We start from the raw sequence: 24,953 nt of genomic DNA, 5'->3' as shown, positions 1-24,953 counted from the left end.
AGCGTTACAGACGACCCAGATCGTTGACCAAGGCAAGCAACATCACCCCGACCACCAAGCTGATACCAATCTGTATCCCCCAACCTTGAACCCGATCCGACAAGGGACGACCACGCGCCCACTCGATCAGATAAAACAGCAGATGCCCCCCATCCAGTACCGGGATGGGCAGCAAATTCAGAACCCCCAGGCTAATGCTCAGATAAGCAAGGAAATTCAGGAAATCAGCAACGCCCGACTGGGCAGAAGCGCCCGCCACTTTAGCAATGGTTATCGGTCCACTCAAGTTTTTTACCGAGAGCTCGCCGAACAACATTTTCTTCAGTGAGTCGAGGGTCAGGACACTCATGGTCCAGGTACGACGCGCACCCTCGCCAATCGCTGCGACCGGACCAAAACTGACCTCGCGGATCATCTCCGGTGGCCAATCGACAGCCTTGACGCCCGCCCCCAGGTAACCCGCTGGCGTCTTGCTCTCGCCGCGAGCGGCCAGGGTCACCGGGACGTCGATTGGAGCACCGTCGCGCTCGACGTGCAGCACAATTTTGGTATCAGGACGTACACGAACCGCGTCGACCACCTGCTGCCAGTCATTGACCGACTGACCATCGAGGGCCAACAGGCGATCACCGGTCTTCAGCCCAGCCGCCTGCGCCGGCCCCTTCGGATCGAGCTCGGCCAACACCGGAGGCAATGCCGGACGCCAGGGTCGGATACCCAGGGAGCGGATCGGATCCGGCTCATCGGCCCCCTTGAGCCAGTTATCCAATGCCAGTTCCCGAGGAGAATCCGTTGTCGAGCCTTGCTCGCGCACCATCAACTGCAACGAACCGCTCTCGCCCAGGCGACGCACGAGTTGCAGGTTGACGGCAGCCCAACCGGAAGTCGGCTCGCCGTCGATGGCAACAATTTCCTCACCCGCGCTCAATCCCGCCCGGGCCGCAACGCTGCCGGCCTCGACCGCGCCGATGACAGGACGTACCTGCTCGCTACCCAACATGGCCAGCGCCCAGAAGAACACCATGGCCAGCAGGAAGTTGGCGATCGGCCCCGCCGCTACGATGGCGATGCGCTGCCGGACAGTCTTGCGATTGAAGGATTGATCGAGCTGATCGGCGGGCACTTCGCCTTCACGCTCATCGAGCATTTTCACGTAACCGCCCAGCGGGATGGCGGCCACAACGAATTCGGTGCCCTTCTTGTCATGCCAGCGCAGCAAGGGCATGCCAAAGCCGACGGAAAAACGCAGGACCTTCACGCCACAGCGACGGGCGACCCAGAAATGACCGAATTCGTGAAAAGTGACCAGCACACCCAACGCAACCAGGGTGCCGACAATCATATAGAGCGCGCTCATCTGTTTTCTCCGCAATCCTGTCCAGGGCAGCCCCGGCTAACGTACCGCAGCCTCAGCGTCCGTGGCGCTTCAACCATTGACCCGCCAGCTCGCGGGCCCGGGCATCCACGGTGAATACTGCGTCGAGATCATCGAGGGCAACCACGGCCTCGAGATTCAAGACTTCCTCGATGATACTCGCGATCTCGAGGTAACGGACACGTCCATCAAGAAACGCGGCCACCGCCACCTCATTGGCGGCGTTCAGCATGGCCGGGGCACTGTCGCCCGCCTCGGCCGCCTGCCGGGCCAGGCGCAGGCAAGGGAAGCGTTGCTCATCGGGCGCCTGGAAATCCAGGCGGGCGATAGCGAACAGGTCCAGCGGTGCCACACCCGAATCGATTCGATCCGGCCAGGCCAGCGCATTGGCGATGGGCGTGCGCATGTCCGGGTTACCCAATTGGGCCAGCACCGAACCGTCTACATAGTCCACCAGCGAGTGAATCACACTCTGCGGATGAATCACCACCTCGACCTGGGACGGCCTGGCATCGAAAAGCCAGCAGGCCTCGATCAGCTCAAGCCCCTTGTTCATCATGCTGGCCGAATCCACGGAAATCTTGCGCCCCATGGACCAATTCGGATGTGCACAGGCCTGTTCGGGTGAAACATGCTCCAATTCTGACAGCGGTGTCTGCCGGAACGGGCCACCGGAAGCCGTCAGCAAGATCCGCCGGACCCCCACGGCACCCAGGCCACGGGAAAAATCCCGCGGCATGCATTGAAAGATCGCATTGTGTTCGCTGTCGATCGGCAGCAGTACCGAACCACTTTTGCCTACAGCCTGCATGAACAACGCGCCGGACATGACCAGCGCTTCCTTGTTAGCCAACAGGATCTTCTTGCCGGCCTCCACCGCAGCCAGCGTCGGGCGCAGACCCGCAGCGCCGACAATCGCCGCCATCACCGCATCGACTTCAGGATCGGAGGCCACTTCGCACAGACCCTCCTCGCCCACCAGCACGCGGGTTTGCAGGCCAGCGGCACGCAGGTCATCCTGCAGTGCTCGCGCCACACCGGCTTCGGGCACCACGGCAAACCGCGGGGTGTGACGAACGCACAACGCCAACAGCTCGCTCAGGCGCGTAAAGCCGCTGAGAGCGAAGACCTGGTAGCGCTCCGGGTGCCGGCCGATGACGTCCAGCGTACTCAGGCCAATCGAACCGGTAGCGCCCAGCACCGTGATCTGCTGAGGACGACTCACGATGCCGCCATCCACAGCAGCACAGCGAAGATCGGGACCGCAGCGGTAAGGCTGTCGATACGATCCAGCACGCCGCCATGGCCAGGCAGCAGATTGCTACTGTCCTTGATCCCGGACTGGCGCTTGAACATGCTTTCGGTCAGGTCCCCGACCACCGAGACGAAGACAATCAGGGCGGCGCCAAACAGGCCGATCAGCAATTGGCCGGCGGTCCATTCCCGCGCAACGCCGACGACGGTCGTAATCACCAGGCTCAGGGCGAGGCCACCGTAGACCCCTTCCCAGCTCTTGCCAGGACTGACCTGAGGTGCGAGCTTGCGCTTGCCGAACGCCTTGCCGGAGAAGTAGGCCCCGACATCGGCGCCCCAGACCAGCACCATCACGGCCATGATCTGCCAGTTGCCCAGCGCGCCTTGCTTGATCCAGATAAGACCCTGCCAGGCCGGCAACAGGATCAAGAGACCGATCATCAGCTTGGTCGCGGCATTGGCCCAATGATGGGTCGTGCGGGGGTAGGTCAACACCAGGAAGGTCGCCGTCGCCCACCACAGCACCGAAGCGCCCAGCACCCAGGGTGCAAGACCGGGTACCACATACATGATGAACAGCATGGCCGCCACGACTGCGGCGTAGGTCACACGGGCCGACTGCGCGGCAAAACCGGCCAGCCGCGCCCACTCCCATGCCCCCAACGTTACGACCAGCCCGATGAACAGGGCAAAGCCCGCACCGTCAAGCAGGAAGAAACCGCACAGGGCGATGGGCAACAGGATCAGTGCAGTGATGATTCGTTGTTTGAGCATTAAACCCGGGCTCCAGCTTCGATCTGCTCGCTCGTTTTACCGAAACGACGCTGACGGGAAGCGAAATCGGCCAGCGCAACGCGCATGGCTTCGTGTTTGAAGTCCGGCCAGAACAGGTCGGAGAAGTACAGCTCGGCGTAAGCCAGCTGCCAAAGGAGAAAATTGCTGATGCGATGCTCGCCACCGGTGCGGATACACAGATCCGGCAGCGGCAGGTCACCCGTAGCCAGACAGGTCTGCAGCAGTTCAGGCGTGATGTCCTCCGGCCGCAGGTGCCCGGCCTGGACTTCCCGCGCCAGCCGCTGGGCTGCCTGGGCAATGTCCCACTGACCGCCGTAGTTGGCGGCGATCTGCAGGACAAACCGATCAGCACCGGCCGTCGCGGCCTCGGCCTCGCGCATCGCGGCCTGCAACTCCGGATGAAAGCGTGAGCGATCACCAATGATACGCAGGCTGATGCTGTTCTCGTTGAGACGCTTGGCCTCACGACGCAGAGCCTTGAGGAACAACTCCATCAAGGCGCTGACCTCGTCGGCCGGGCGCTGCCAGTTTTCGCTGGAGAAAGCGAACAAGGTCAGCACCTCTACGCCAGCCTCGGCGCACACTTCGATGACCGCGCGAACCGCATCGACCCCCGCCTTGTGCCCGGCGACACCGGGCATGAAGCGCTTCTTGGCCCAGCGGTTATTGCCGTCCATGATGATCGCTACGTGGCGTGGCACCGCGAACGACGCGGCCTGCTTGGTCTTATCCATGAAACGAGACCCTTATACGGCCATCAGGTCCGCTTCTTTTTGCTTGGTGGCCGCATCAATATCAGCCTCTGCCTTGTCGGTCAGTTTCTGGATATCGGCCGCTGCGCGACGCTCTTCGTCTTCGCTGATTTCCTTGTCCTTGACCAGCTTCTTCAGCTCGCCCAGGGCATCGCGTCGGATATTGCGCACGGCAACCCGAGCATCCTCGGCCGCGCTGCGCGCCTGCTTGGTAAAGCCCTTGCGGGTTTCTTCGGTCAGGGCAGGCATGGAGATCAGCAACAACTCGCCCAGGTTGGTCGGGTTGAGGTTCAGGCCGGCGCTCTGGATCGCCTTGTCGACCGCCGCGAGCATGTTGCGCTCAAAGGCCACCACTTGCAGGGTGCGCGAATCCTTCACGGTGATGTTGGCGACGCCACTGATAGGGGTGTCGGTGCCATAGTAAGGAACCATCACGCTGCCCAGGATGCTCGGGTGCGCCTTGCCGGTACGAATCTGGCCAAACGCGTGACTCAGGGACTCCAGGGATTTCTGCATACGCGCTTGGGCGTCTTTCTTGATTTCGTTGATCATTGTTGAACTTCCTCGATCAGGGTTCCTTCGGCGCCGCCATGCACGATGTTCAACAGGGCGCCGGGCTTGTTCATGTTGAAGACGCGCAGCGGCATCTTATGGTCGCGGCACAGGCAGATAGCCGTCAGATCCATGACACCGAGCTTGCGATCCAGCACTTCATCGTAGGTCAGATGATCGAACTTCTCGGCATGCGGGTCCTTGAACGGGTCAGCAGTGTAGACACCATCGACCTTGGTTGCCTTGAGCACGACATCGGCATCGATTTCGATCGCTCGCAGGCAGGCCGCCGAATCCGTGGTGAAGAACGGATTACCGGTACCAGCGGCAAAAATCACCACTTCCTTGGAGTTGAGGTGGCGCATGGCTTTGCGGCGATCGTAGTGATCGGTCACGCCAACCATGGAAATAGCCGACATCACGATGGCCGAGATATTGGCACGCTCCAAGGCGTCGCGCATAGCCAGGGCGTTCATCACAGTGGCCAGCATGCCCATGTGGTCGCCCGTAACCCGATCCATGCCGGCCGCGCTCAGCGCTGCACCACGGAACAGGTTGCCGCCGCCGATGACCAGGCCGACCTGAACGCCGATACCGACCAACTGCCCAACTTCGAGGGCCATGCGGTCCAGCACCTTCGGATCGATCCCGAACTCTTCCGAGCCCATCAGGGCCTCGCCGCTAAGCTTGAGTAGAATGCGTTTATAGCGAGCCTGATAACCACTGCCCTGCTGAGCCATTGCGAATCTCTCCTGCGGCGTATTTGAAAATTCTTGGCAGACTGTTTGCAGCCTGCTCTCACTCTAGCGTGACGCTGACACAGCGCCATCGGAACACGGCTTTGTAAGCCAGTTCCGACAGGAAACCAATAAAAATCGGCATCCTTATCCGAAAAGAGGCTGCGCGCGTGAGCGGGCAGCCTCTTCTGGGCGACAGTTGTAAAAACCTGTCTTATTGCTTGCTGGCAGCTGCTACCTGGGCGGCAACTTCTTCAGCGAAGTTGTCGACCGGCTTCTCGATGCCATCGCCTACTTTGAAGTAGGTGAAGGAGACGATTTCAGCACCGGCTTTCTTCGCCAGGTCACCGACCTTGACTTCAGGGTTCTTGACGAACGCCTGCTCAACCAGGCTGGCTTCGGCCAGGAACTTGGAGATACGACCAGCCACCATCTTCTCGGCGATGTCGGCAGGCTTGCCCTTGAGCTTCTCTTCGTTCAACTGCAGGAAAACGCCTTTTTCGCGCTCGATCGCTTCAGCCGAAACGTCCGAAGGCAGCAGGAACTCAGGGTTGGTCGCTGCTACGTGCATGGCGATGTCTTTCGCCAGCTCGGTGTCGCCGCCCTTGAGGACAACAGCCACGCCGATCTTGTTGCCGTGCAGGTAGGTACCCACCACGTCACCTTCAACGCGAACCAGACGACGGATGTTGACGTTCTCGCCGGTCTTGCCAACCAGTACCAGACGCGCTTGTTCCTGAGCTTCGATCAGCGGAGCTGCGTCGGTCAGTTTGTCAGCGAAGGCCTTGTCGACGCTGGCAGCGACGAATGCCTTGAAGTCGTCCTGCAGAGCCAGGAAGTCGGTCTGGGAGTTCACTTCCAGCAGAACGGCGGCCTTGCCGTCGTCCTTGATGGCGATTGCGCCTTCAGCGGCAACGTTGCCAGCCTTCTTGGCAGCCTTGATGGCGCCCGAAGCACGCATGTCATCAATGGCTTTCTCGATGTCGCCGCCAGCCTTGGTCAAGGCTTTCTTGCAGTCCATCATGCCTTCGCCGGTACGCTCGCGCAGTTCTTTGACCAACGCTGCAGTAATCTCTGCCATTTCAAAATCCTCTTGGATAGGTTTTCAACCATTCCACCCGATCGAACGGGCGATCAATTCTTCCTGGAAAACCATTGCTTATAGACCGCGGCAGATTACAAACAGGTAGCTGCGCTGGCGACAAATGGTTTTCGAGGTGGCAAAAAGGGGGCCAAGCCCCCTTTTTGCTTACTGAGTCAACGCCAGGGCGTCAATTACTCAGCGGCTGCCGCCGGAGCTTCTTCAGCGAAGACTTCGGTGCCGCCTTGAACGTTGTTGCGACCACGGATAACAGCGTCAGCCATCGAACCCATGTACAGCTGGATGGCGCGGATGGCGTCATCGTTGCCTGGGATGATGTAGTCAACGCCTTCCGGGCTGCTGTTGGTATCGACAACGCCGATGACCGGGATACCCAGCTTGTTGGCTTCGGTGATCGCGATGCGCTCGTGGTCAACGTCGATAACGAACAGCGCGTCAGGCAGACCGCCCATGTCCTTGATACCGCCCAGGGAGCGGTCCAGCTTCTCAAGATCGCGAGTGCGCATCAGCGCTTCTTTCTTGGTCAGCTTGGCGAAAGTGCCGTCTTCGGACTGGACTTCAAGATCACGCAGACGCTTGATGGAAGCGCGGATGGTCTTGAAGTTGGTCAGCATGCCGCCCAACCAGCGGTGATCGACGTACGGCGAACCGCAACGTGCTGCTTCTTCAGCAACGATCTTGCCAGCGGAACGCTTGGTGCCGACGAACAGAATCTTGTTTTTGCCCTGGGCCAGGCGCTCTACGAAGGTCAGTGCTTCGTTGAACATCGGCAGGGTTTTTTCAAGGTTGATAATGTGGATCTTGTTACGCGCGCCGAAAATGTACTTGCCCATTTTCGGGTTCCAGTAACGGGTCTGGTGACCGAAGTGCACACCGGCCTTCAGCATATCGCGCATGTTGACTTGGGACATGATAGTTCCTTGATAAGTCGGGTTTGGCCTCCACGTATCCCAATGACCAACCAGCGGCTTGTATAAGCCAAAGGCACCCAGGTCATCGTGTCGACACGTGTGTGGATTTAAGCTCACGGGGTCATCCCCGGAAAGCGGCGCATTTTATACCACAGCAAGGGCGAAAACGGAACATTGATTCTGAAATCCTCTGTGGCGAGGAGATTGTGGGAGCAAGGCTTGCCCGCGATGAAGCCTGTGCGGTCCTTCAGAAGTCGAATCACCTGGGTCGCGAGCAAGCTTTGCTCTCCCCCTCCCCTCGCCACTGAGTTCGGCCTGGGGAGCTCTTTGTACTGTTCGTCTGTTAGAATCGCGTTTTCAGGGCCGTGCTGGTCATCATCCGCCGCCCATTTCGTTTTGGACAGCGCCGTCGGGCGCAAAGAGAGCCTGTATGACCGTTACCCTCAAGACTGCCGAGGACATCGCAAAAATGCGTGTTGCCGGCAAACTCGCCGCCGACGTGCTGGAAATGATCGCCGACTACGTCAAGCCAGGCGTGACCACCGAAGAGCTGGACCGCATCTGCCACGACTTCATCGTCAACGAGCAGAAGGCCATCCCGGCGCCGCTCAACTATAAAGGCTTCCCGAAGTCGATCTGCACCTCGATCAACCACGTGGTCTGCCACGGCATTCCCAACGAGAAACCGCTGAAGGACGGCGACACGCTGAACATCGATGTCACCGTGATCAAGGACGGCTATCACGGCGACACCAGCCGCATGTTCCATGTCGGCAACGTGCCAGAGTGGGCCCAGCGCCTGTCGAAGGTCACCCAGGAATGCATGTACATGGCCATCGAACTGGTGAAACCGGGCTGCCGCCTGGGAGACATCGGCGAAGTGATCCAGAAACATGCGCAGAAGAACGGCTTTTCGGTGGTCCGTGAATTCTGCGGCCACGGCATTGGCAAGGTCTTCCACGAGGAACCGCAGATCCTGCACTACGGCCGTGCCGGCACTGGCATGGAGCTTCAGGCGGGCATGACCTTCACCATCGAACCGATGATCAACCAGGGGCGCGCCGACACCAAGGTCCTGGGCGACGGCTGGACCGCCATCACCAAGGACCGCAAGCTGTCGGCCCAATGGGAGCACACCCTGCTGGTGACCGAGACCGGGTACGAAATCTTCACTCTGCGCAGCGACGACACCATCCCTCGCGTTTCCGCCTGAGTCCAATACAGCGCACAGCTATAGATAGATAGAAAGGAAAGCCATTCAATGCCGCAGGTGGATCCCGAACTCTTCGACCGTGGCCAGTTCCAGGCTGAACTGGCCCTGAAGGCAAGCCCCATCTCGGCCTTCAAGAAGGCGATCCGCCAGGCCCACGAAGTACTCGACCAGCGCTTTCGCGATGGGCGGGATATCCGTCGGCTGATCGAGGACCGCGCCTGGTTCGTCGACAACATCCTGCAGAAGGCCTGGGAGCAGTTCAACTGGAGCCTGGATGCCGACATCGCCCTGGTAGCGGTGGGTGGCTACGGGCGTGGCGAGCTGCACCCCTACTCTGACATCGACCTGCTGATCCTGCTGGACAGTGCCGATCACGAGATCTTTCGCGACTCCATCGAGCGTTTCCTGACGCTGCTGTGGGACATCGGCCTGGAAGTCGGCCAGAGCGTGCGCTCGGTACAGGAGTGCGCCGATGAAGCCCGCGCCGACCTGACGGTGGTGACCAACCTGATGGAAAGCCGCACCATTGCCGGCCCCGAACGGCTGCGCCAGCGCATGCTCGAGGTGACCAGCACGGCGCACATGTGGCCGAGCAAGGACTTCTTCCTGGCCAAACGCGCCGAGCAGAAGGCCCGCCACCACAAATACAACGACACCGAATACAACCTGGAGCCCAACGTCAAAGGCTCACCCGGCGGGCTGCGGGACATCCAGACGATCCTGTGGGTCGCCCGCCGCCAGTACGGCACGCTGAACCTTCGGAACCTGGCCGGCGAGGGTTTCCTGGTGGAGAGCGAAAACGCCTTGCTGGCTTCGTCCCAGGAATTTTTGTGGAAGGTCCGCTACGCACTGCACATGCTCGCCGGGCGCTCCGAAGACCGCTTGCTGTTCGATCACCAGCGCTCCATCGCGGGCCTGCTGGGTTTCGAAGGCCAGGACGCCAAGCAGTCCATCGAAAACTTCATGCAGCAGTACTACCGGGTGGTGATGAGCATCGCCCAGCTCAGCGAACTGATCATCCAGCACTTCGAGGAAGTCATCCTCGCACCGGAAGATACGACGCCGCCGCAGCCGATCAACTCCCGGTTCCAGTTGCACGACGGGTACATCGAAGCACGCAATGCCAATGTGTTCCGGCGCACCCCGTTCGCCATGCTCGAAATCTTCGTGCTGATGGCCCAGCAGCCGGAAATCAAGGGTGTACGCGCCGACACCATTCGCCTGCTGCGGGAAAACCGTCACCTGATCGATGACGACTTCCGCCACGACATCCGCAACACCAGCCTGTTCATCGAGCTGTTCAAGTGCAAGATCGGCGTACACCGCAACCTGCGCCGCATGAACCGCTACGGGATCCTGGGGCGTTACCTGCCGGAGTTCGGCTTCATCGTCGGGCAGATGCAGCATGACCTGTTCCATATCTATACCGTCGATGCCCACACCCTGAACCTGATCAAGCACCTGCGTAAGCTTCAGTACACCCAGGTGTCGGAAAAATTTCCGTTGGCCAGCAAGCTCATGGGCAAACTGCCCAAGCCTGAACTGATCTATATGGCTGGGCTGTACCACGACATTGGCAAAGGTCGTCAGGGCGATCACTCGGAAGTCGGCGCGATGGATGCCGAGGCGTTTTGCCAGCGGCACCAACTGCCTATCTGGGACAGCCGGTTGATCGTCTGGCTGGTGCAGAATCACCTGGTGATGTCGACCACCGCCCAACGCAAGGATCTGTCCGATCCGCAGGTGATCCACGACTTCGCCCAGATCGTCGGTGATGAAACCCGTCTGGATTACCTCTACGTGCTGACGGTGGCCGATATCAACGCCACCAACCCGACCCTGTGGAACTCCTGGCGGGCCAGCCTGTTGCGCCAGCTGTACACCGAGACCAAGCGGGCCTTGCGCCGTGGCCTGGAAAACCCGGTGGACCGCGAAGAGCAGATCCGTCGCACCCAAAGCGCTGCCCTGGATATCCTGGTGCGCGGTGGCACCGACCCGGACGACGTCGAACAGCTCTGGTCGCAACTGGGCGATGATTATTTCCTGCGCCACACCGCCGGCGACGTGGCCTGGCACAGCGACGCGATCCTGCAGCAACCAGCCGACGGCGGACCGTTGGTGTTGATCAAGGAAACCACGCAACGCGAGTTCGAAGGCGGCACGCAGATCTTCATCTACGCACCGGACCAACACGACTTCTTCGCCGTGACCGTGGCCGCGATGGACCAGCTCAACCTCAACATCCACGATGCCCGGATCATCACCTCCAGCAGCCAGTTCACCCTCGACACCTATATCGTGCTCGACACCGAAGGCGATTCGATTGGTGACAATCCGAAACGGGTCAAACAGATTCGCGACGGTCTCACCAGCGCCCTGCGCAACCCGGCAGACTACCCGACCATCATCCAGCGGCGGGTGCCACGCCAACTCAAACACTTCGCGTTCGCCCCGCAGGTGACGATCCACAACGATGCCCAGCGCCAGATCACGGTACTGGAACTCAGCGCCCCGGACCGCCCCGGCCTGCTGGCGCGGATCGGTCATATTTTCCTGGAGTTCGACCTGTCGCTGCAGAACGCCAAGATCGCCACCCTTGGCGAGCGGGTGGAAGACGTCTTCTTCATCACCGACGCCCATAACCAGCCGTTGTCCGATCCCCTGCTGTGCAGCCGCCTGCAGGACGCGATCGTCCAGCATTTGAGCGTCAACCAGGAACCGGATACCAACCTGACACGCATCAACATCTGAACCCATGAATTTCCCTGTGGGAGCGAGCCTGCTCGCGATGGCGGCGCGACATTCAGCATTGAGATCGCCTGCCCCACCGCTATCGCGAGCAGGCTCGCTCCCACAGCCCCACATTGAACGAGGCCCCCATGAACAACGCCCTGAACCAGTTGCAGCCCTACCCGTTCGAAAAGCTTCGCGCCCTGCTGGGCAGCGTCACGCCCAACCCGGACAAGCGGCCGATTGCGTTGTCCATCGGCGAACCCAAGCACCGTTCACCCAGTTTTGTCGCCGAAGCCCTGGCCAGCAATCTGGACCAGATGGCCGTCTATCCGACCACGTTGGGTATCCCCGCCCTGCGGGAAGCCATCGCCGGCTGGTGCGAACGACGCTTCAGCGTGCCCAACGGCTGGCTTGACCCGGCGCGTCATGTGCTGCCGGTCAATGGTACCCGGGAGGCGCTGTTCGCCTTCACCCAGACCGTGGTCAACCGTGGCGACGATGCGCTGGTGGTCAGCCCGAACCCTTTCTATCAGATCTATGAAGGCGCCGCGTTCCTGGCCGGGGCCAAGCCGCACTACCTGCCGTGCCTGGACGAGAACGGCTTCAACCCGGATTTCGACGCCGTTTCGGCGGACATCTGGAAACGCTGCCAGATCCTGTTCCTGTGCTCCCCTGGCAACCCGACCGGCGCCCTGATTCCGGTGGACGTGCTGAAGAAACTCATTGCCCTGGCCGACGAGCACGACTTCGTGATCGCCGCCGACGAGTGCTACAGCGAACTGTACTTCGACGAACAGACCCCGCCACCGGGCCTGCTCAGTGCCTGCGTCGAACTTGGCCGCCAGGACTTCAAGCGCTGCGTGGTGTTCCACAGCCTGTCCAAGCGCTCCAACCTGCCTGGCCTGCGCTCCGGTTTCGTGGCGGGCGACGCGGACATCCTCAAGGGTTTCCTGCTGTATCGGACCTATCACGGCTGCGCGATGCCAGTGCAGACCCAATTGGCGAGCATCGCCGCGTGGAACGACGAAGAACACGTACGGGCCAACCGGACGCTGTACCGGGAGAAGTTCGACGCCGTGCTGGACATCCTCAGCCCGGTGCTGGATGTGCAACGCCCCGATGGCAGCTTCTACCTGTGGCCAAACGTGGCAGGCGACGACGCAGCCTTCTGCCGGGATCTGTTCGAACAGGAACACGTGACCGTGGTGCCGGGCTCCTACCTGTCCCGCGAAGTCGATGGCGTCAACCCGGGCGCCGGCCGCGTGCGCATGGCCCTGGTTGCACCACTGGCCGAATGCGTCGAAGCCGCAGAGCGGATCCGCGCATTCATCCAGCGTCGAGGTTGAGGGCTGTTGTGGGAGCGAGCTTGCTCGCGAAGGCGTCAGTTCAGTGGCCTATCCGTAGACTGATATGCCGCTTTCGCGAGCAAGCCCGCTCCCACACTGAATTACGGATTCCCACTCTCCCCGTAGCGACGCCGAAACCTGTGGGAGCCGAGCTTGCTCGCGATGACGGCGGCACAGTCGATAACATCGCAAGCTGATCCACCGCTTTCGCGAGCAGGCTCGCTCCCACACTGGGTAGCGAGTGGTCGCAGTATTCGGGAACTCACTGAACAAAATCTCAGCAACGCGGCGGTTACGCAACGCACCTATTTCGGTACATTTCACTGAAGACTGAGGTACCGCAAATGAACAAGCATATTGGATCTGACTTTGATGACTTCCTCGCCGAGCAAGGCATTGCCGAGGAGGTTTCCGCTGCGGCGCTCAAACGTGTTATTTCCTGACAGATTGCCGAGGCAATGAAACTACAGAAAGTCACCAAAAAAAGCCTTGGCGAGCGGATGCACACCAGTCGCACCGCAGTTGATCGTGCGCTCGATCAGAACGATGCAGGAATGACGCTGGCAACGCTTGCCAGCGCAGCCCGTGCGCTAGGTCAGAGGGTGGAAGTACGGTTGGTGCCTGAGCAGGAAGGGGCTCACGCATAAGCGCTTTTGTGGCGAGGGGATTTATCCCCGCTGGGCTGCGCAGCGGCCCCCAAAACAGACAACTCGGTGTGCCAGAACGATTGAGTTCACTGCTTTAGGGTTGCTGCGCAGCCCAACGGGGATAAATCCCCTCGCCACAGGTCCAGCGCTTCACAGGTATTTTTGTGTTTGCCTTTCGATTTATCGCGCGCAAGCTTTGCTCCCACAGTGGACTTGTGGGGCTAACGCAACCTGTGATCAATACCGGATACTGTGGGAGCAAAGCTTGCTCGCGATGAAACCACCTCGGTCTGCCAGAAGACCGCGTCATCGTTCATCGCGGGCAAGCCTCGCTCCCACAGCCGTCCGGTCATGGCATAATCCCTCACCTTTTATTTCCGGCACCTGCAAAGGGGGCAGTTCCTTGACCGATTCAAGCAAAACGTTGCACCTTTTCGGCATCAAAGCCTGTGACACCATGAAAAAGGCGCGCACCTGGCTCGATGAGCATGCCGTGCGCTACGACTTTCACGACTACAAGAGCGCCGGCATCGACCGTGAGCACCTGACCCAATGGTGCGACGAGCATGGCTGGCAAGTGGTGTTGAACCGTGCCGGTACGACCTTTCGCAAGCTCGACGACGAACGCAAAGCCGATCTCGACCAGTCGAAAGCCATCGAACTGATGCTCGCCCAACCCTCGATGATCAAGCGCCCGGTGCTCGATCTCGGTGACCGAACCCTGATTGGCTTCAAGCCAGATATCTACGCGGCAGAAATCAAGTAAGCCTGCCCAGTCCATTTTGTTGAGGTAATGTTCATGTCCACTACCCTGTTCAGCCTGGCCTTCGGCGTCGGCACCCAAAACCGTCAAGGCGCCTGGCTGGAAGTGTTCTACGCACAGCCACTGCTCAACCCGTCGGCCGACATCGTCAAGGCCATCGCGCCGATCCTGGGCTACAGCGAAGGCAACCAGGCCATCACCTTCACCACCGCCCAGGCCTCGCAACTGGCCGAGGCCCTCAAGGGTGTCGATGCCGCGCAAGCCGCGTTGCTGACCCGCCTGGCCGAAAGCCACAAGCCGCTGGTCGCCACCCTGCTGGCTGAAGATGCGCAACTGAGTTCCACCCCCGAGGCCTACCTCAAGCTGCACCTGCTGTCCCATCGCCTGGTCAAGCCCCATGGCCTGAACCTGGCTGGCATTTTCCCGCTGCTGCCGAACGTGGCCTGGACCAGCCAGGGTGCGATCGACCTCAGCGAACTGGCCGAACACCAACTCGAAGCCCGCCTGCGTGGCGAGCTGCTGGAAGTGTTCTCGGTGGACAAGTTCCCGAAAATGACTGACTACGTGGTTCCGGCCGGCGTGCGTATCGCCGATGCCGCACGGATCCGTCTGGGCGCCTACGTGGGCGAAGGCACCACCGTGATGCACGAAGGTTTCGTCAACTTCAACGCCGGCACCGAAGGCCCGGGCATGATCGAAGGCCGTGTGTCGGCTGGCGTGTTCGTCGGCAAGGGCTCGGACCTGGGCGGCGGTTGCTCCACCATGGGCACCCTGTCGGGTGGCGGCAACATCGTGATCAAGGTCGGCGAAGGCTGCCTGATCGGTGCCAACGCCGGTATCGGTATTCCATTGGGCGACCGCAATACCGTGGAATCGGGCCTGTACGTGACCGCCGGCACCAAGGTGGCGCTGCTGGACGAGAACAACCAACTGGTCAAAGTGGTCAAGGCCCGCGACCTGGCCGGCCAGCCTGACCTGCTGTTCCGTCGCAACTCTGAAACCGGCGCAGTGGAATGCAAGACCCACAAGTCGGCCATCGAGCTGAACGAAGCACTGCACGCGCATAACTAAGCCGCTTCACCGTCACCTGTGGGTGCAAGCTTTTGTGGGAGCCGAGCTTGCTTGCGATGAACGATGACACGGTCTTGCAGTTAAACCGTGTTGCTCCCATCGCGAGCAAGCTCGGCTCCCACAGGGCCCGCTTCCACAGGGTCCAGCTTCACTTCAGCAGGGCCCGAAAGCATGTTGATTCCATCCCCCTGGCGTGCCGATTTCCCGGCCATCGCCGCCCTGCAACGGCAAGGCCAGACCTACCTGGACAACGCCGCCACCACGCAAAAACCCCAAGCCCTGCTGGATGCCCTGGCGCATTACTACGCCAACGGCGCGGCCAACGTGCACCGTGCGCAACACTTGCCAGGCGCCCATGCCACCCAGGCGTTCGAAGACAGCCGTCTCAAGGTGTCGCAATGGCTCAATGGGGGGAAATGCGGGCAGATCGTGTTTACCCACGGCGCCACTTCGGCGCTGAACCTCCTGGCCTACGGCCTGGAACACCTATTCAATCCAGGCGATGAAATCGTCATCAGCGCCCTGGAGCACCACGCCAACCTGCTGCCCTGGCAGCAACTGGCCGAGCGCCGTTCGTTGACGCTGGTGGTGTTGCCGCTCGACACCCACGGGGTGATCGACCTCGACGCCGCCGCCGATCTGATTGGCCCGCGTACGCGCTTGCTGGCGGTGAGCCAATTGTCCAACGTGCTTGGCACCTGGCAACCCTTGCCGCCGCTCTTGGCACTGGCCAAGGCCCAGGGCGCCTTGACGGTCATCGATGGCGCCCAGGGTGTGGTCCACGGCCGTCACGATGTGCAGGCCCTGGAATGCGATTTCTATGTGTTTTCCAGCCACAAGCTCTACGGGCCCGAAGGGCTGGGCGTACTGTTTGGCCGCAACGAAGCACTTCGCGAGCTGCGTCATTGGCAGTTCGGTGGCGAAATGGTGCAGCAGGCCGACTACCACCGCGCCTCTTTCCGCCCTGCGCCCCTGGGTTTCGAAGCCGGCACACCGCCCATCGCCAGCGTGATAGGCCTGGGGGCGACCCTGGATTACCTGTCCACCCTCGACGCACAAGATGTCATTGACCATGAGACTGCGTTGCACGACTACCTGCTCCACGGCCTGCTGGCGCGCAACGGCGTGCGCCTGGTGGGCGATCCACGGCTGGCGCTGGTCAGTTTCGTGGTGGACGGCGTGCACAACGCCGACCTCGCTCATTTGCTGACCGAGCAAGGCATTGCCGTGCGCGCCGGGCATCACTGCGCCATGCCGCTGTTCAAGCATCTGCAGCTGTCGGGAGCGATCCGGGTATCGCTGGCGCTGTACAACGACTCCGCCGATATCGAGCGTTTCTTCGAAGCCCTCGATCAGGCCCTGGAGATGCTGCGATGAACCTGCCTGTCGATGCCGCCACAGCGCTGCAAATCTTCCAGGACGCCTCGGGCTGGGAACAACGGGCCCGGCTGCTGATGCAGTGGGGCGACCGCCTGCCGCCGCTGAACGAGGCGGACAAGTGCGACACCAACCTCGTCAATGGCTGCGAAAGCCAGGTATGGCTGGTGGGGCGGTTGCAGGACGGGCACTGGCAGTTTGCTGCCAGCAGTGATGCGCGGTTGATTCGCGGGTTGGTGGCGCTGTTGCTGGCACGGGTCAACGGCTTGTCGGCCGAAGCGTTGCAGCAGGTGGATTTGCCGGACTGGTTCAATCAGTTGGGACTGTCGCGACAGCTGTCGCCGTCGCGCAGCAATGGCTTGAATGCGGTGTTGCAGCGGATGCGTGAACTGACTCAGCAGCCGAACGCGGAGCGTCCGTAGAGGCATCCCCACGCAGAGCGTGGGAACGATCTCACGTCCTATCCGCCGGCCGCCGCACACCCGCGACAATCTTATCCACAGCCTTGGTCGCCGCGACCATGCCGAACGTCGCCGTCACCATCATCACCGCGCCAAACCCGCCGGCGCAGTCGAGCTTCACACCGTCGCCGACAAAACTCTTCTGCAAGCAGATGCTGCCGTCGGGTTTGGGGTAGCGCAGTTGCTCGGTGGAAAACACGCAGGGCACGCTGTAGTGACGGGTCACAGTGCGGGAAAAACCGTAGTCGCGGCGCAGGGTGGACCGTACTTTCGAAGCCAACGGATCGTTGAAGGTACGGTTCAGGTCGCAGACCTGGATCAGCGTCGGGTCGATCTGCCCGCCCGCGCCGCCGGTGGTGATGATCTGGATCTTGCGACGCTTGCACCAGGCGATCAGCGCAGCCTTGGCGTTGACACTGTCAATGCAGTCGATCACGCAGTCGATGTTCGGCGTGATGTATTCGGCCATGGTGTCGCGGGTGACGAAATCCGCCACGGCGTGCACCGTGCAATCGGGGTTGATCCCGCGCAGGCGTTCGGCCATCACCTCGACCTTGGGTTTGCCGACGGTGCTGTCCAGGGCGTGCAACTGACGGTTGGCGTTGCTGACGCAGACGTCGTCCAGGTCGAACAGCGAAATCTCGCCCACGCCACACCGGGCAATGGCTTCCGCCGCCCAGGAACCGACCCCGCCCACCCCGACAATCGCCACATGGGCCGCCCGCAGGCGCTCCAGGCCTTCGAGGCCATACAAACGGCCGATGCCGGCAAACCGTGGATCTTCTGTACTCATGACCATTACCCCAAAAACCGGCGCGCATTATAGGGCACCGGAAAACCATTGTGGGAGCGAGCCTGCTCGCGATGGCGGTGCTTCAGTCAATATCACCGCCACAGATCCTCCGCCATCGCGAGCAGGCTCGCTCCCACAAGGTTTTGTGCTCCAGCCGATAGACACTGCGGCCAACGATTGCTGTTTTGCTATAAGATAACCGCCATTTTGCGGGAGCCTGCCCGCTTCAGCACTCGCCTTGCGTTCACACAATATTCCCGGAGTTTTCATGACGGCCCACGCCGACCTCTCGCCGACCCTGCAACTCGCCTGCGACCTGATCCGCCGTCCGTCCGTGACGCCGGTGGATGCCGATTGCCAGAAACTGATGATGCAGCGCCTGGGCGATGCAGGTTTCAAGCTCGAACCGATGCGCATCGAGGATGTGGATAACTTCTGGGCCAGTCACGGCAAGCATGACGGTCCGGTGCTGTGCTTCGCCGGGCACACCGATGTGGTGCCGACCGGTCCGGTGCAGGCCTGGCAGCTCGATCCGTTCGATGCAGTCATCGACGATGAGGGCATGCTCTGTGGCCGTGGCGCGGCCGACATGAAAGGCAGCCTCGCGGCGATGGTGGTGGCGGCCGAGCGGTTCGTCGCCGACTACCCGGACCACAAGGGCTCGATCACCTTCCTGATCACCAGTGATGAAGAAGGCCCGGCCCACCACGGTACCAAGGCTGTGGTCGAGCGCCTCAAGGCCCGTCAGGAGCGCCTGGACTGGTGCATCGTCGGCGAGCCGTCGAGCACCGCCCTGGTGGGTGACGTGGTCAAGAACGGCCGTCGCGGCTCCCTCGGTGCGAAGCTGACCGTGCGCGGCAAGCAAGGCCACGTGGCCTACCCGCATCTGGCGAAGAACCCGATCCACCTGGCGGCTCCGGCGCTGGCGGAACTGGCCGCGGAGCATTGGGACCATGGCAACGATTTCTTCCCGCCCACCAGTTTCCAGATCTCCAACCTCAACTCTGGCACCGGTGCGACCAACGTGATCCCGGGTGAGCTGGTGGCAGTGTTCAACTTCCGCTTCTCCACCGAATCCACCGTCGAAGGCCTGCAGCAGCGCGTCGCTGACATTCTCGACAAACATCAACTGGACTGGCACATCGACTGGGCCCTGTCCGGCCTGCCGTTCCTCACCGAGCCGGGCGCGCTGCTGGACGCCGTGTCGTCGAGCATCAAGGACGTGACCGGTCGCGAAACCCAGGCCTCCACCAGCGGCGGCACGTCCGACGGTCGTTTCATCGCCACCATGGGCACCCAAGTGGTGGAACTGGGCCCGGTCAACGCAACCATCCACCAGGTCAACGAACGCGTGCTGGCGGCCGATCTCGATGTACTCACCGAGATCTACTACAAGACACTGATCAAGTTGCTCGCCTGATGCTCGCCTGCCCGATCTGCAGTGAGCCGCTGAACGCGGTGGACAACGGAGTGGCCTGCCCGGCCGGGCATCGGTTCGACCGCGCCCGCCAGGGCTACCTGAACCTGTTGCCGGTGCAGCACAAGAACAGCCGCGACCCCGGCGACAACCAGGCCATGGTCGAAGCCCGCCGCGACTTCCTCAACGCCGGGCACTACGCCCCTGTCGCCCGACGCCTGGCCGAGTTGGCGGCTGAACGCAGCCCCGGCCGCTGGCTGGACATCGGTTGTGGCGAGGGTTACTACACCGCACAAATCGCCGACGCACTGCCCGATGCCGATGGCTATGCCCTGGACATTTCCCGCGAGGCGGTCAAGCGCGCTTGCAAACGCAATCCACAGCTGACCTGGTTGATCGCCAGCATGGCGCGGGTGCCGCTGGCCGACGGCTGCTGCCAATTCCTGGCAAGCGTGTTCAGCCCGCTGGACTGGCAAGAGGCCAAGCGCCTGCTCAGCCCCGGTGGCGGCCTGATGAAAGTCGGCCCTACCAGCGGCCACCTGATGGAACTGCGCGAACGCTTGTACGACGAAGTGCGCGAGTACACCGATGACAAGCACCTGGCCCTGGTCCCTTCGGGCATGGCGCTGGAGCACAGTGAAACCCTGGAATTCAAGCTGATACTCGAGAACGGCCAGGACCGCGCCAACCTGCTGGCGATGACGCCCCACGGCTGGCGCGCCAGTGCCGAGCGCCGCGCCAGCGTGATCGAACAGACCGAGCCGTTCGAAGTCACGGTGTCGATGCGCTACGATTATTTCGTTCTTCAATAACCTTTTGATTCCGGGTCCCGAGCCGTCGCTCGGGACCAGTTAAATCCGCGAATGGATTTTTCGAGACCGCAATGAGGACATCCATGCGCCAACCCGATATCGAGATTTACCTCAAAGACGCCGACGTCGACCACAAGGCCGTCGCCGCCTGGCTGACCCAGGCACTCGGCCCTTGCAGCGAATGGACCCAGAAAGGCCAGACCTACAAATGCAAGGCCGGCGACATCCCGGTGACCTGGCTGCCCAAGGCCGTTGGGAAATGGAACAGCCTGTACCTGGAAAGCGATCGGACCCCCTGGGATGACGACATCGCCTGCGCCCGTGCCGCATTCGCCGCACTGAATGTAGAAGTACGCTGCGCGCCCGGCTCGTGGGTGGAAGAGGAAGGTGAGGAATCGGCCGATCGCTGGATTCGCATCAGTGCTGATGGGGAAGAAGAGATTACCTGGAAGACGGCCTGACCCGGCTCAGATCCTCGACGGATCCAAATGTGGGAGCGAGCCTGCTCGCGATAGCGGTATGTCAGTCGATTATGTATTGCCTGATATACCGCTATCGCGAGCAGGCTCGCTCCCACAAGGGGTTTACAGTGTTTTTTGGAAGAGTGGGTTACAGCCCCACCACATCCTCGGCCTGCAAGCCTTTCTGTCCTTCCACCACCGCATATTCGACCTGCTGGCCTTCGGTCAGTGAACGGTGGCCTTCGCCGCGGATCGCGCGGTAATGCACGAATACATCCGCCCCGCCTTCGCGCTGGATGAAGCCGTATCCCTTGGCGTCGTTGAACCACTTAACGCTGCCGGTTTCCCGTGCTGCCATGATGTTCACTCCCATTTTTATTTTTTGAGTCGGCTTTTCGAAAGAAAGCCGTACGAACTTTAGCCGCCGTGCAGCCTTCCATAAGGGAAGCCGTGGCAGACACCGGCCGAGTATATGACACTCGAGAAAACTCTCAACTGACTTTACTTCGGCGCTTTTTTGCCGATTTTCGGCGAATCCGGCACACTACCTGCCGCTCGATCTCATCCACTCATGCAGAAGCCGTATGACCCGCTCCCCGTTCCGCCGTCTTGTGTTTGGCACCCTGCGCCGGCTGTTGTACCTCTGGGTTCGCTCAGAGACGATCAACCAGTCGTCCTTCACCCTCAACCTCGACCGCAGCCGTCCGGTGTTCTACGTTCTGCAAGATCCGTCGCTGACCGACCTGGCGGTACTCGACACCGAGTGCACTAAAGCGGGCCTGCCCCGCCCGGTGTTGCCGGTGTCGGTGGGCAATCTGCTGGAGCCGGCGGCGTTCTTCTACCTGACGCCTGCGCCGGATTGGCTCGGGCGTCAGGACAAACGCGGTGCGCCACCGACCCTGACGCGCTTGGTCAATGTGCTGACCCACAATGCTGCCGAAGACGCGCAGATCATCCCGGTCAGCGTGTTCTGGGGCCAGTCGCCCGACAGCGAGTCCAGCCCATGGAAACTGCTGTTCGCCGACAGTTGGGCCGTCACCGGACGCCTGCGTCGCCTGTTGAGCATCATGATCCTGGGACGCAAGACCCGCGTGCAGTTCTCCGCGCCCATCCACCTGCAGGAATTGATCGAGCACGACAAAGGCCACGAACGCACCGTGCGCATGGCCCAGCGGATCCTGCGGGTGCATTTCCGCAACCTGAAGGCGGCGGTTATCGGCCCCGACATTTCCCACCGACGCAACCTGGTCAAGGGATTGGTGAACCAGCCATTAGTCAAGCAGGCGATTGCCGACGAGGCCGAGCGGGAAAAAATCTCGGCGGAAAAAGCCAAGGCCCAGGCCCTGCGCTACGGCAACGAAATCGCCTCGGACTACACCTATACCGCCATTCGTTTCCTGGAAGTGGTGCTGAGCTGGTTCTGGAACAAGATCTACGATGGCATCAAGGTCAACAATATCGAAGGCGTGCAAGACATCGCCCCAGGTCACGAGGTCATTTATGTGCCGTGCCACCGCAGCCACATCGATTACCTGCTGCTGTCGTACCTGCTGTTCCGCAATGGACTGACCCCACCGCATATCGCCGCCGGCATCAACCTCAACATGCCAGTGATCGGCAGCCTGCTGCGCCGTGGCGGGGCGTTCTTCATGCGCCGTACCTTCAAGGGCAACCCGCTCTACACCGCTGTATTCAACGAGTACCTGCACACGCTTTTCACCAAGGGCTTTCCGGTGGAGTACTTCGTCGAAGGAGGTCGTTCGCGCACCGGGCGCATGCTGCAACCCAAGACCGGCATGCTCGCCATCACCCTGCGCAGCTTTCTGCGCTCGTCGCGCACGCCCATCGTGTTCGTCCCGGTCTACATCGGTTATGAGCGAGTGCTGGAGGGCCGCACCTACCTGGGCGAGTTGCGCGGAGCCAGCAAGAAGAAGGAATCGATCTTCGACATCTTCAAGGTCATCGGTGCCCTCAAGCAACGCTTCGGCCAGGTGGCGGTGAACTTCGGCGAGCCGATCAAACTGACCGAATTCCTCGACGGCGAACAGCCGGATTGGCGCGAGCAGGAACTGGGACCGCAATTCAAACCGGCCTGGCTCAACGCCACCACCCATCGCCTGGGTGAGCGCGTGGCCCGGCACCTGAACGAAGCCGCCGCCATCAATCCGGTCAATCTCGTGGCCCTGGCGCTGCTGTCCACCAGCCGCCTGGCGCTCGACGATCAGGCCATGGCCCGGGTGCTGGACCTGTACCTGGCGTTGCTGCGCAAAGTACCGTATTCGCCCCACACCACGCTGCCAGAGGGGGATGGCCGGGCGCTGATCGAACATGTGAAAGGCATGGACCTGCTGTCTGAACAGAACGATGCCCTGGGCAAGATCCTGTACCTGGATGAGCAGAATGCGGTGCTGATGACCTACTACCGCAACAACGTGCTGCACATATTCGCCCTACCGGCGTTGCTGGCGAGCTTTTTCCAGAGTGCCTCGCGCATGAGCCGCGAGCAGATCCTGCGCTATACCCGTGCTCTGTACCCGTACCTGCAATCGGAACTGTTCATTCGCTGGTCACTGGAGCAACTGGACGACGTGATCGACCAATGGCTCGAAGCGTTCGTCGAACAGGGTCTGCTGCGTTTCGAAAATGACCTGTACCTGCGTCCGGCGCCAAGTTCGCGGCACTTCGTGCTGCTGACACTGTTGTCCAAAAGCATCGCCCAGGCCCTGCAACGCTTCTACATGACCGTCTCGCTGCTGCTCAACAGTGGCCAGAACAGCATCAGCGCCGAAGAGCTGGAAGACCTCTGCACGGTCATGGCCCAGCGCCTGTCGATTCTGCACGGCCTGAACGCGCCGGAGTTTTTTGACAAGACCCTGTTCCGCCATTTCATCCAGACGATGCTGGACCTTGACGTTCTGCGCAGGGATGAAGCTGGCAAGCTAAGCTATCACGAACTGCTGGGCGAACTGGCCGAAGGCGCCGCCAAACGGGTGCTGCCGGCGGAGATTCGTTTGTCGATCCGCCAAGTGGCGTTGCATCGCAGTGAAGATGCGGCGGATCAGGTTGCTCCGGTGACCCAGGATTGATTCCCATCGGCGCCAGGCTGTTTCCTGGCGCCCTCGAACAAGGAATTGCGCCATGAAAAAAATGACCCTGCTGACCATTGCCGCACTGCTCGGCGCCTGCTCCAGCGCGCCGCTGGCGAGCAAGAACCACCTCGACGGCGAAGTGTTCTACCTGCAACGTATCGCCCTGCCGCCCACCGCGACCCTGAGCGTGAGCCTGCAAGATGTTTCACTGGCCGATGCTCCGGCGGTGGCGCTCGATCAGCAGAGCGGTCCGGTCAAAGGACAGGTCCCCCTGCCATTCCACCTCAGTTATGATCCGTCCCAGGTCAAGCCCGGCCATCGTTACGCCGTGAGTGCCCGCATCGAAGTAGACGGCCAGTTGATGTTCATCAGCACCGAACAACACACCGTGCAACTCGATGGCAAAGATCCGCAGCCGTTGAAGATCCGCGTCAACCCTGCCCGTTGATCCCTTTCAATTCATTTCAAGGACGCTGTCATGCTCCGCTCTACTCTACTGTTCGCCGGCCTTCTGGCCTGTGCCAATGCCATGGCCCTGTCCCTCGGTGACCTGTCGCAGAAAGATGCCACGGGTGGCCTCAAGGACGCTTTGACCCAGGGCGCTCAAGTGGCGGTCAAGCAACTGGGCACGCCTGGGGGATTCAGCAACAACCCGGAAGTGAAAATCGAACTGCCGGGCAAACTCGGTAAAGTCGCCAGCAAGATGAAAGCCTTCGGCATGGGTGATCAGGTCGATCAATTGGAAGCCAGCATGAACCAGGCAGCCGAGACGGCCGTGGTCCAGGCCCAGCCGATTCTGGTCAATGCCGTGAAGAACATGAGCGTGGACGATGCCAAGGGCATCTTGAGCGGTGGCAACGACTCGGCGACGCAGTACCTGAACAAGAGCAGCCGCGAGCAGATCCGCGCCAAGTTCCTGCCCATCGTCAAGCAAGCCACCGACAAGGTCGGCCTGGCGCAGAAATACAACGCCTTTGCCGGCCAGGCCGCGACGTTCGGTGTATTGGATGCCAAAAGCGCCAACGTCGAAAACTACGTGACCGAGCAGGCACTGGACGGCTTGTTCGAAATGATCGGCAAGCAGGAAGCCGCGATTCGCCAGAACCCGGCGGCCGCGGCCACCAGCCTGGCGAAGAAGGTATTTGGCAGCCTCTGAATGAGCTGAACAACGGTGGGAGCGAACCTGCTCGCGATAGCGATTTCAGCCATGACCTCTTCGTTGGCTGTCATACCGCTATCGCGAGCAGGCTCGCTCCCACATTGCTTTGTGGTGGACGGCAAATCTGCGATCA

23 protein-coding genes and 1 pseudogene are annotated in these 24,953 nt (G+C 61.2%); 14 read left to right on the top strand and 10 right to left on the bottom strand.

The genetic code is table 11. The annotated features are described in order from the left end of the window. Nucleotides 1-4: 4 nt before the first annotated feature. The 8 genes from rseP to rpsB all read right to left on the bottom strand — a co-directional run bounded on the left by rseP (nucleotide 5) and on the right by rpsB (nucleotide 7,478). Nucleotides 5-1,357, bottom strand: coding sequence for a sigma E protease regulator RseP (gene rseP / locus ACODTO_RS20200; protein ID WP_175385102.1), 1,353 nt, complete (start codon nucleotides 1,355-1,357; stop codon nucleotides 5-7). A 52-nt stretch (nucleotides 1,358-1,409) separates the two neighbouring features. Further along, nucleotides 1,410-2,600 (bottom strand): 1-deoxy-D-xylulose-5-phosphate reductoisomerase, encoded by a 1,191-nt coding sequence (gene ispC / locus ACODTO_RS20195; RefSeq protein WP_489106964.1) that lies wholly within the window; start codon nucleotides 2,598-2,600, stop codon nucleotides 1,410-1,412. Continuing rightward, the gene (locus tag ACODTO_RS20190; RefSeq protein ID WP_139647355.1) at nucleotides 2,597-3,403 is read right to left on the bottom strand and encodes a phosphatidate cytidylyltransferase; all 807 of its coding nucleotides are present in this window, start codon (nucleotides 3,401-3,403) and stop codon (nucleotides 2,597-2,599) included. The genes ispC and ACODTO_RS20190 overlap by 4 nt, the downstream gene beginning before the upstream one ends. Then, on the bottom strand, nucleotides 3,403-4,158 hold the full coding sequence (gene uppS / locus ACODTO_RS20185) for a polyprenyl diphosphate synthase (protein ID WP_024779014.1): 756 nt from the start codon (nucleotides 4,156-4,158) through the stop codon (nucleotides 3,403-3,405). The genes ACODTO_RS20190 and uppS overlap by 1 nt, the downstream gene beginning before the upstream one ends. Before the next feature lie 12 nt (nucleotides 4,159-4,170). Next, nucleotides 4,171-4,728 carry a ribosome recycling factor gene (gene frr, locus ACODTO_RS20180; protein ID WP_139647352.1) on the bottom strand — a complete coding sequence of 186 codons (558 nt, stop codon included), beginning with the start codon at nucleotides 4,726-4,728 and terminating at the stop codon, nucleotides 4,171-4,173. Beyond that, entirely contained in the window at nucleotides 4,725-5,468 is a 744-nt protein-coding gene (pyrH, locus tag ACODTO_RS20175; RefSeq protein WP_003198235.1) for a UMP kinase, read from the bottom strand. Before pyrH ends, frr begins: the two co-directional genes overlap by 4 nt. Before the next feature lie 211 nt (nucleotides 5,469-5,679). After that, nucleotides 5,680-6,546: a translation elongation factor Ts gene (gene tsf / locus ACODTO_RS20170; protein WP_139647350.1), complete on the bottom strand. Its 867-nt coding sequence runs from the start codon at nucleotides 6,544-6,546 to the stop codon at nucleotides 5,680-5,682. A 194-nt stretch (nucleotides 6,547-6,740) separates the two neighbouring features. Continuing rightward, on the bottom strand, nucleotides 6,741-7,478 hold the full coding sequence (rpsB, locus tag ACODTO_RS20165; RefSeq protein WP_033034560.1) for a 30S ribosomal protein S2: 738 nt from the start codon (nucleotides 7,476-7,478) through the stop codon (nucleotides 6,741-6,743). Nucleotides 7,479-7,908: 430 nt separating this feature from the next. Here rpsB and map point away from each other — a divergent pair, with 430 nt between their 5' ends. The 8 genes and pseudogenes from map (at nucleotide 7,909) to ACODTO_RS20125 (ending at nucleotide 17,050) form a co-directional block, all read left to right on the top strand. Beyond that, nucleotides 7,909-8,691, top strand: a complete 783-nt coding sequence (map, locus tag ACODTO_RS20160) for a type I methionyl aminopeptidase (protein WP_139647348.1) — start codon at nucleotides 7,909-7,911, stop codon at nucleotides 8,689-8,691. 48 nt (nucleotides 8,692-8,739) lie between these two features. Then, nucleotides 8,740-11,442, top strand: coding sequence for a [protein-PII] uridylyltransferase (locus ACODTO_RS20155; protein WP_139647346.1), 2,703 nt, complete (start codon nucleotides 8,740-8,742; stop codon nucleotides 11,440-11,442). 128 nt (nucleotides 11,443-11,570) lie between these two features. Next, on the top strand, nucleotides 11,571-12,770 hold the full coding sequence (dapC, locus tag ACODTO_RS20150) for a succinyldiaminopimelate transaminase (protein ID WP_175385104.1): 1,200 nt from the start codon (nucleotides 11,571-11,573) through the stop codon (nucleotides 12,768-12,770). 344 nt (nucleotides 12,771-13,114) lie between these two features. Further along, nucleotides 13,115-13,417 (top strand): annotated as a pseudogene (locus ACODTO_RS20145) (Fis family transcriptional regulator). 403 nt (nucleotides 13,418-13,820) lie between these two features. Beyond that, the gene (locus tag ACODTO_RS20140; protein WP_024779005.1) at nucleotides 13,821-14,183 is read left to right on the top strand and encodes an ArsC family reductase; all 363 of its coding nucleotides are present in this window, start codon (nucleotides 13,821-13,823) and stop codon (nucleotides 14,181-14,183) included. Nucleotides 14,184-14,216: 33 nt separating this feature from the next. After that, nucleotides 14,217-15,251 carry a 2,3,4,5-tetrahydropyridine-2,6-dicarboxylate N-succinyltransferase gene (gene dapD / locus ACODTO_RS20135; RefSeq protein ID WP_047702245.1) on the top strand — a complete coding sequence of 345 codons (1,035 nt, stop codon included), beginning with the start codon at nucleotides 14,217-14,219 and terminating at the stop codon, nucleotides 15,249-15,251. A 171-nt stretch (nucleotides 15,252-15,422) separates the two neighbouring features. Next, nucleotides 15,423-16,628, top strand: coding sequence for an aminotransferase class V-fold PLP-dependent enzyme (locus ACODTO_RS20130; RefSeq protein WP_489106963.1), 1,206 nt, complete (start codon nucleotides 15,423-15,425; stop codon nucleotides 16,626-16,628). Beyond that, a complete protein-coding gene (locus ACODTO_RS20125) occupies nucleotides 16,625-17,050 on the top strand; it encodes a SufE family protein (protein WP_139647339.1) in 426 nt (141 codons plus the stop codon). Before ACODTO_RS20130 ends, ACODTO_RS20125 begins: the two co-directional genes overlap by 4 nt. A gap of 31 nt (nucleotides 17,051-17,081) precedes the next feature. On the opposite strand, the gene tcdA is transcribed toward ACODTO_RS20125, so the two are convergent. After that, complete coding sequence (gene tcdA, locus ACODTO_RS20120; protein ID WP_175385107.1) at nucleotides 17,082-17,882, bottom strand: tRNA cyclic N6-threonylcarbamoyladenosine(37) synthase TcdA; 801 nt, start codon at nucleotides 17,880-17,882, stop codon at nucleotides 17,082-17,084. A 268-nt stretch (nucleotides 17,883-18,150) separates the two neighbouring features. Between tcdA and dapE the strand changes: the two genes are divergently transcribed. The 3 genes from dapE to ACODTO_RS20105 all read left to right on the top strand — a co-directional run bounded on the left by dapE (nucleotide 18,151) and on the right by ACODTO_RS20105 (nucleotide 20,572). After that, nucleotides 18,151-19,302, top strand: a complete 1,152-nt coding sequence (gene dapE / locus ACODTO_RS20115) for a succinyl-diaminopimelate desuccinylase (RefSeq protein ID WP_139647334.1) — start codon at nucleotides 18,151-18,153, stop codon at nucleotides 19,300-19,302. After that, nucleotides 19,302-20,111 carry a putative RNA methyltransferase gene (locus ACODTO_RS20110; RefSeq protein WP_489106962.1) on the top strand — a complete coding sequence of 270 codons (810 nt, stop codon included), beginning with the start codon at nucleotides 19,302-19,304 and terminating at the stop codon, nucleotides 20,109-20,111. Before dapE ends, ACODTO_RS20110 begins: the two co-directional genes overlap by 1 nt. Nucleotides 20,112-20,194: 83 nt before the next feature. Beyond that, entirely contained in the window at nucleotides 20,195-20,572 is a 378-nt protein-coding gene (locus ACODTO_RS20105; protein ID WP_024778998.1) for a hypothetical protein, read from the top strand. Between the two features lie 148 nt (nucleotides 20,573-20,720). Here the strand turns inward: ACODTO_RS20105 and ACODTO_RS20100 are convergent, their stop codons facing one another. After that, the gene (locus tag ACODTO_RS20100; RefSeq protein WP_003198198.1) at nucleotides 20,721-20,930 is read right to left on the bottom strand and encodes a cold shock domain-containing protein; all 210 of its coding nucleotides are present in this window, start codon (nucleotides 20,928-20,930) and stop codon (nucleotides 20,721-20,723) included. A gap of 226 nt (nucleotides 20,931-21,156) precedes the next feature. Between ACODTO_RS20100 and plsB the strand changes: the two genes are divergently transcribed. Genes plsB through ACODTO_RS20085 form a run of 3 tightly spaced genes read left to right on the top strand, consistent with a single transcriptional unit; the run spans nucleotide 21,157 to nucleotide 24,817 of the window. Beyond that, nucleotides 21,157-23,658: a glycerol-3-phosphate 1-O-acyltransferase PlsB gene (plsB, locus tag ACODTO_RS20095; protein WP_139647330.1), complete on the top strand. Its 2,502-nt coding sequence runs from the start codon at nucleotides 21,157-21,159 to the stop codon at nucleotides 23,656-23,658. 52 nt (nucleotides 23,659-23,710) lie between these two features. After that, nucleotides 23,711-24,109 (top strand): YbaY family lipoprotein, encoded by a 399-nt coding sequence (locus ACODTO_RS20090; protein ID WP_489106961.1) that lies wholly within the window; start codon nucleotides 23,711-23,713, stop codon nucleotides 24,107-24,109. A gap of 30 nt (nucleotides 24,110-24,139) precedes the next feature. Continuing rightward, nucleotides 24,140-24,817 carry a DUF4197 domain-containing protein gene (locus ACODTO_RS20085; protein WP_041020847.1) on the top strand — a complete coding sequence of 226 codons (678 nt, stop codon included), beginning with the start codon at nucleotides 24,140-24,142 and terminating at the stop codon, nucleotides 24,815-24,817. The last annotated feature ends 136 nt before the right edge of the window (nucleotides 24,818-24,953 follow it).

The organism is Pseudomonas sp. FG13, assembly GCF_057809755.1.
Note: the sequence above shows the minus strand (reverse complement) of the source record. Positions and strands in the feature narration are given on the sequence as shown.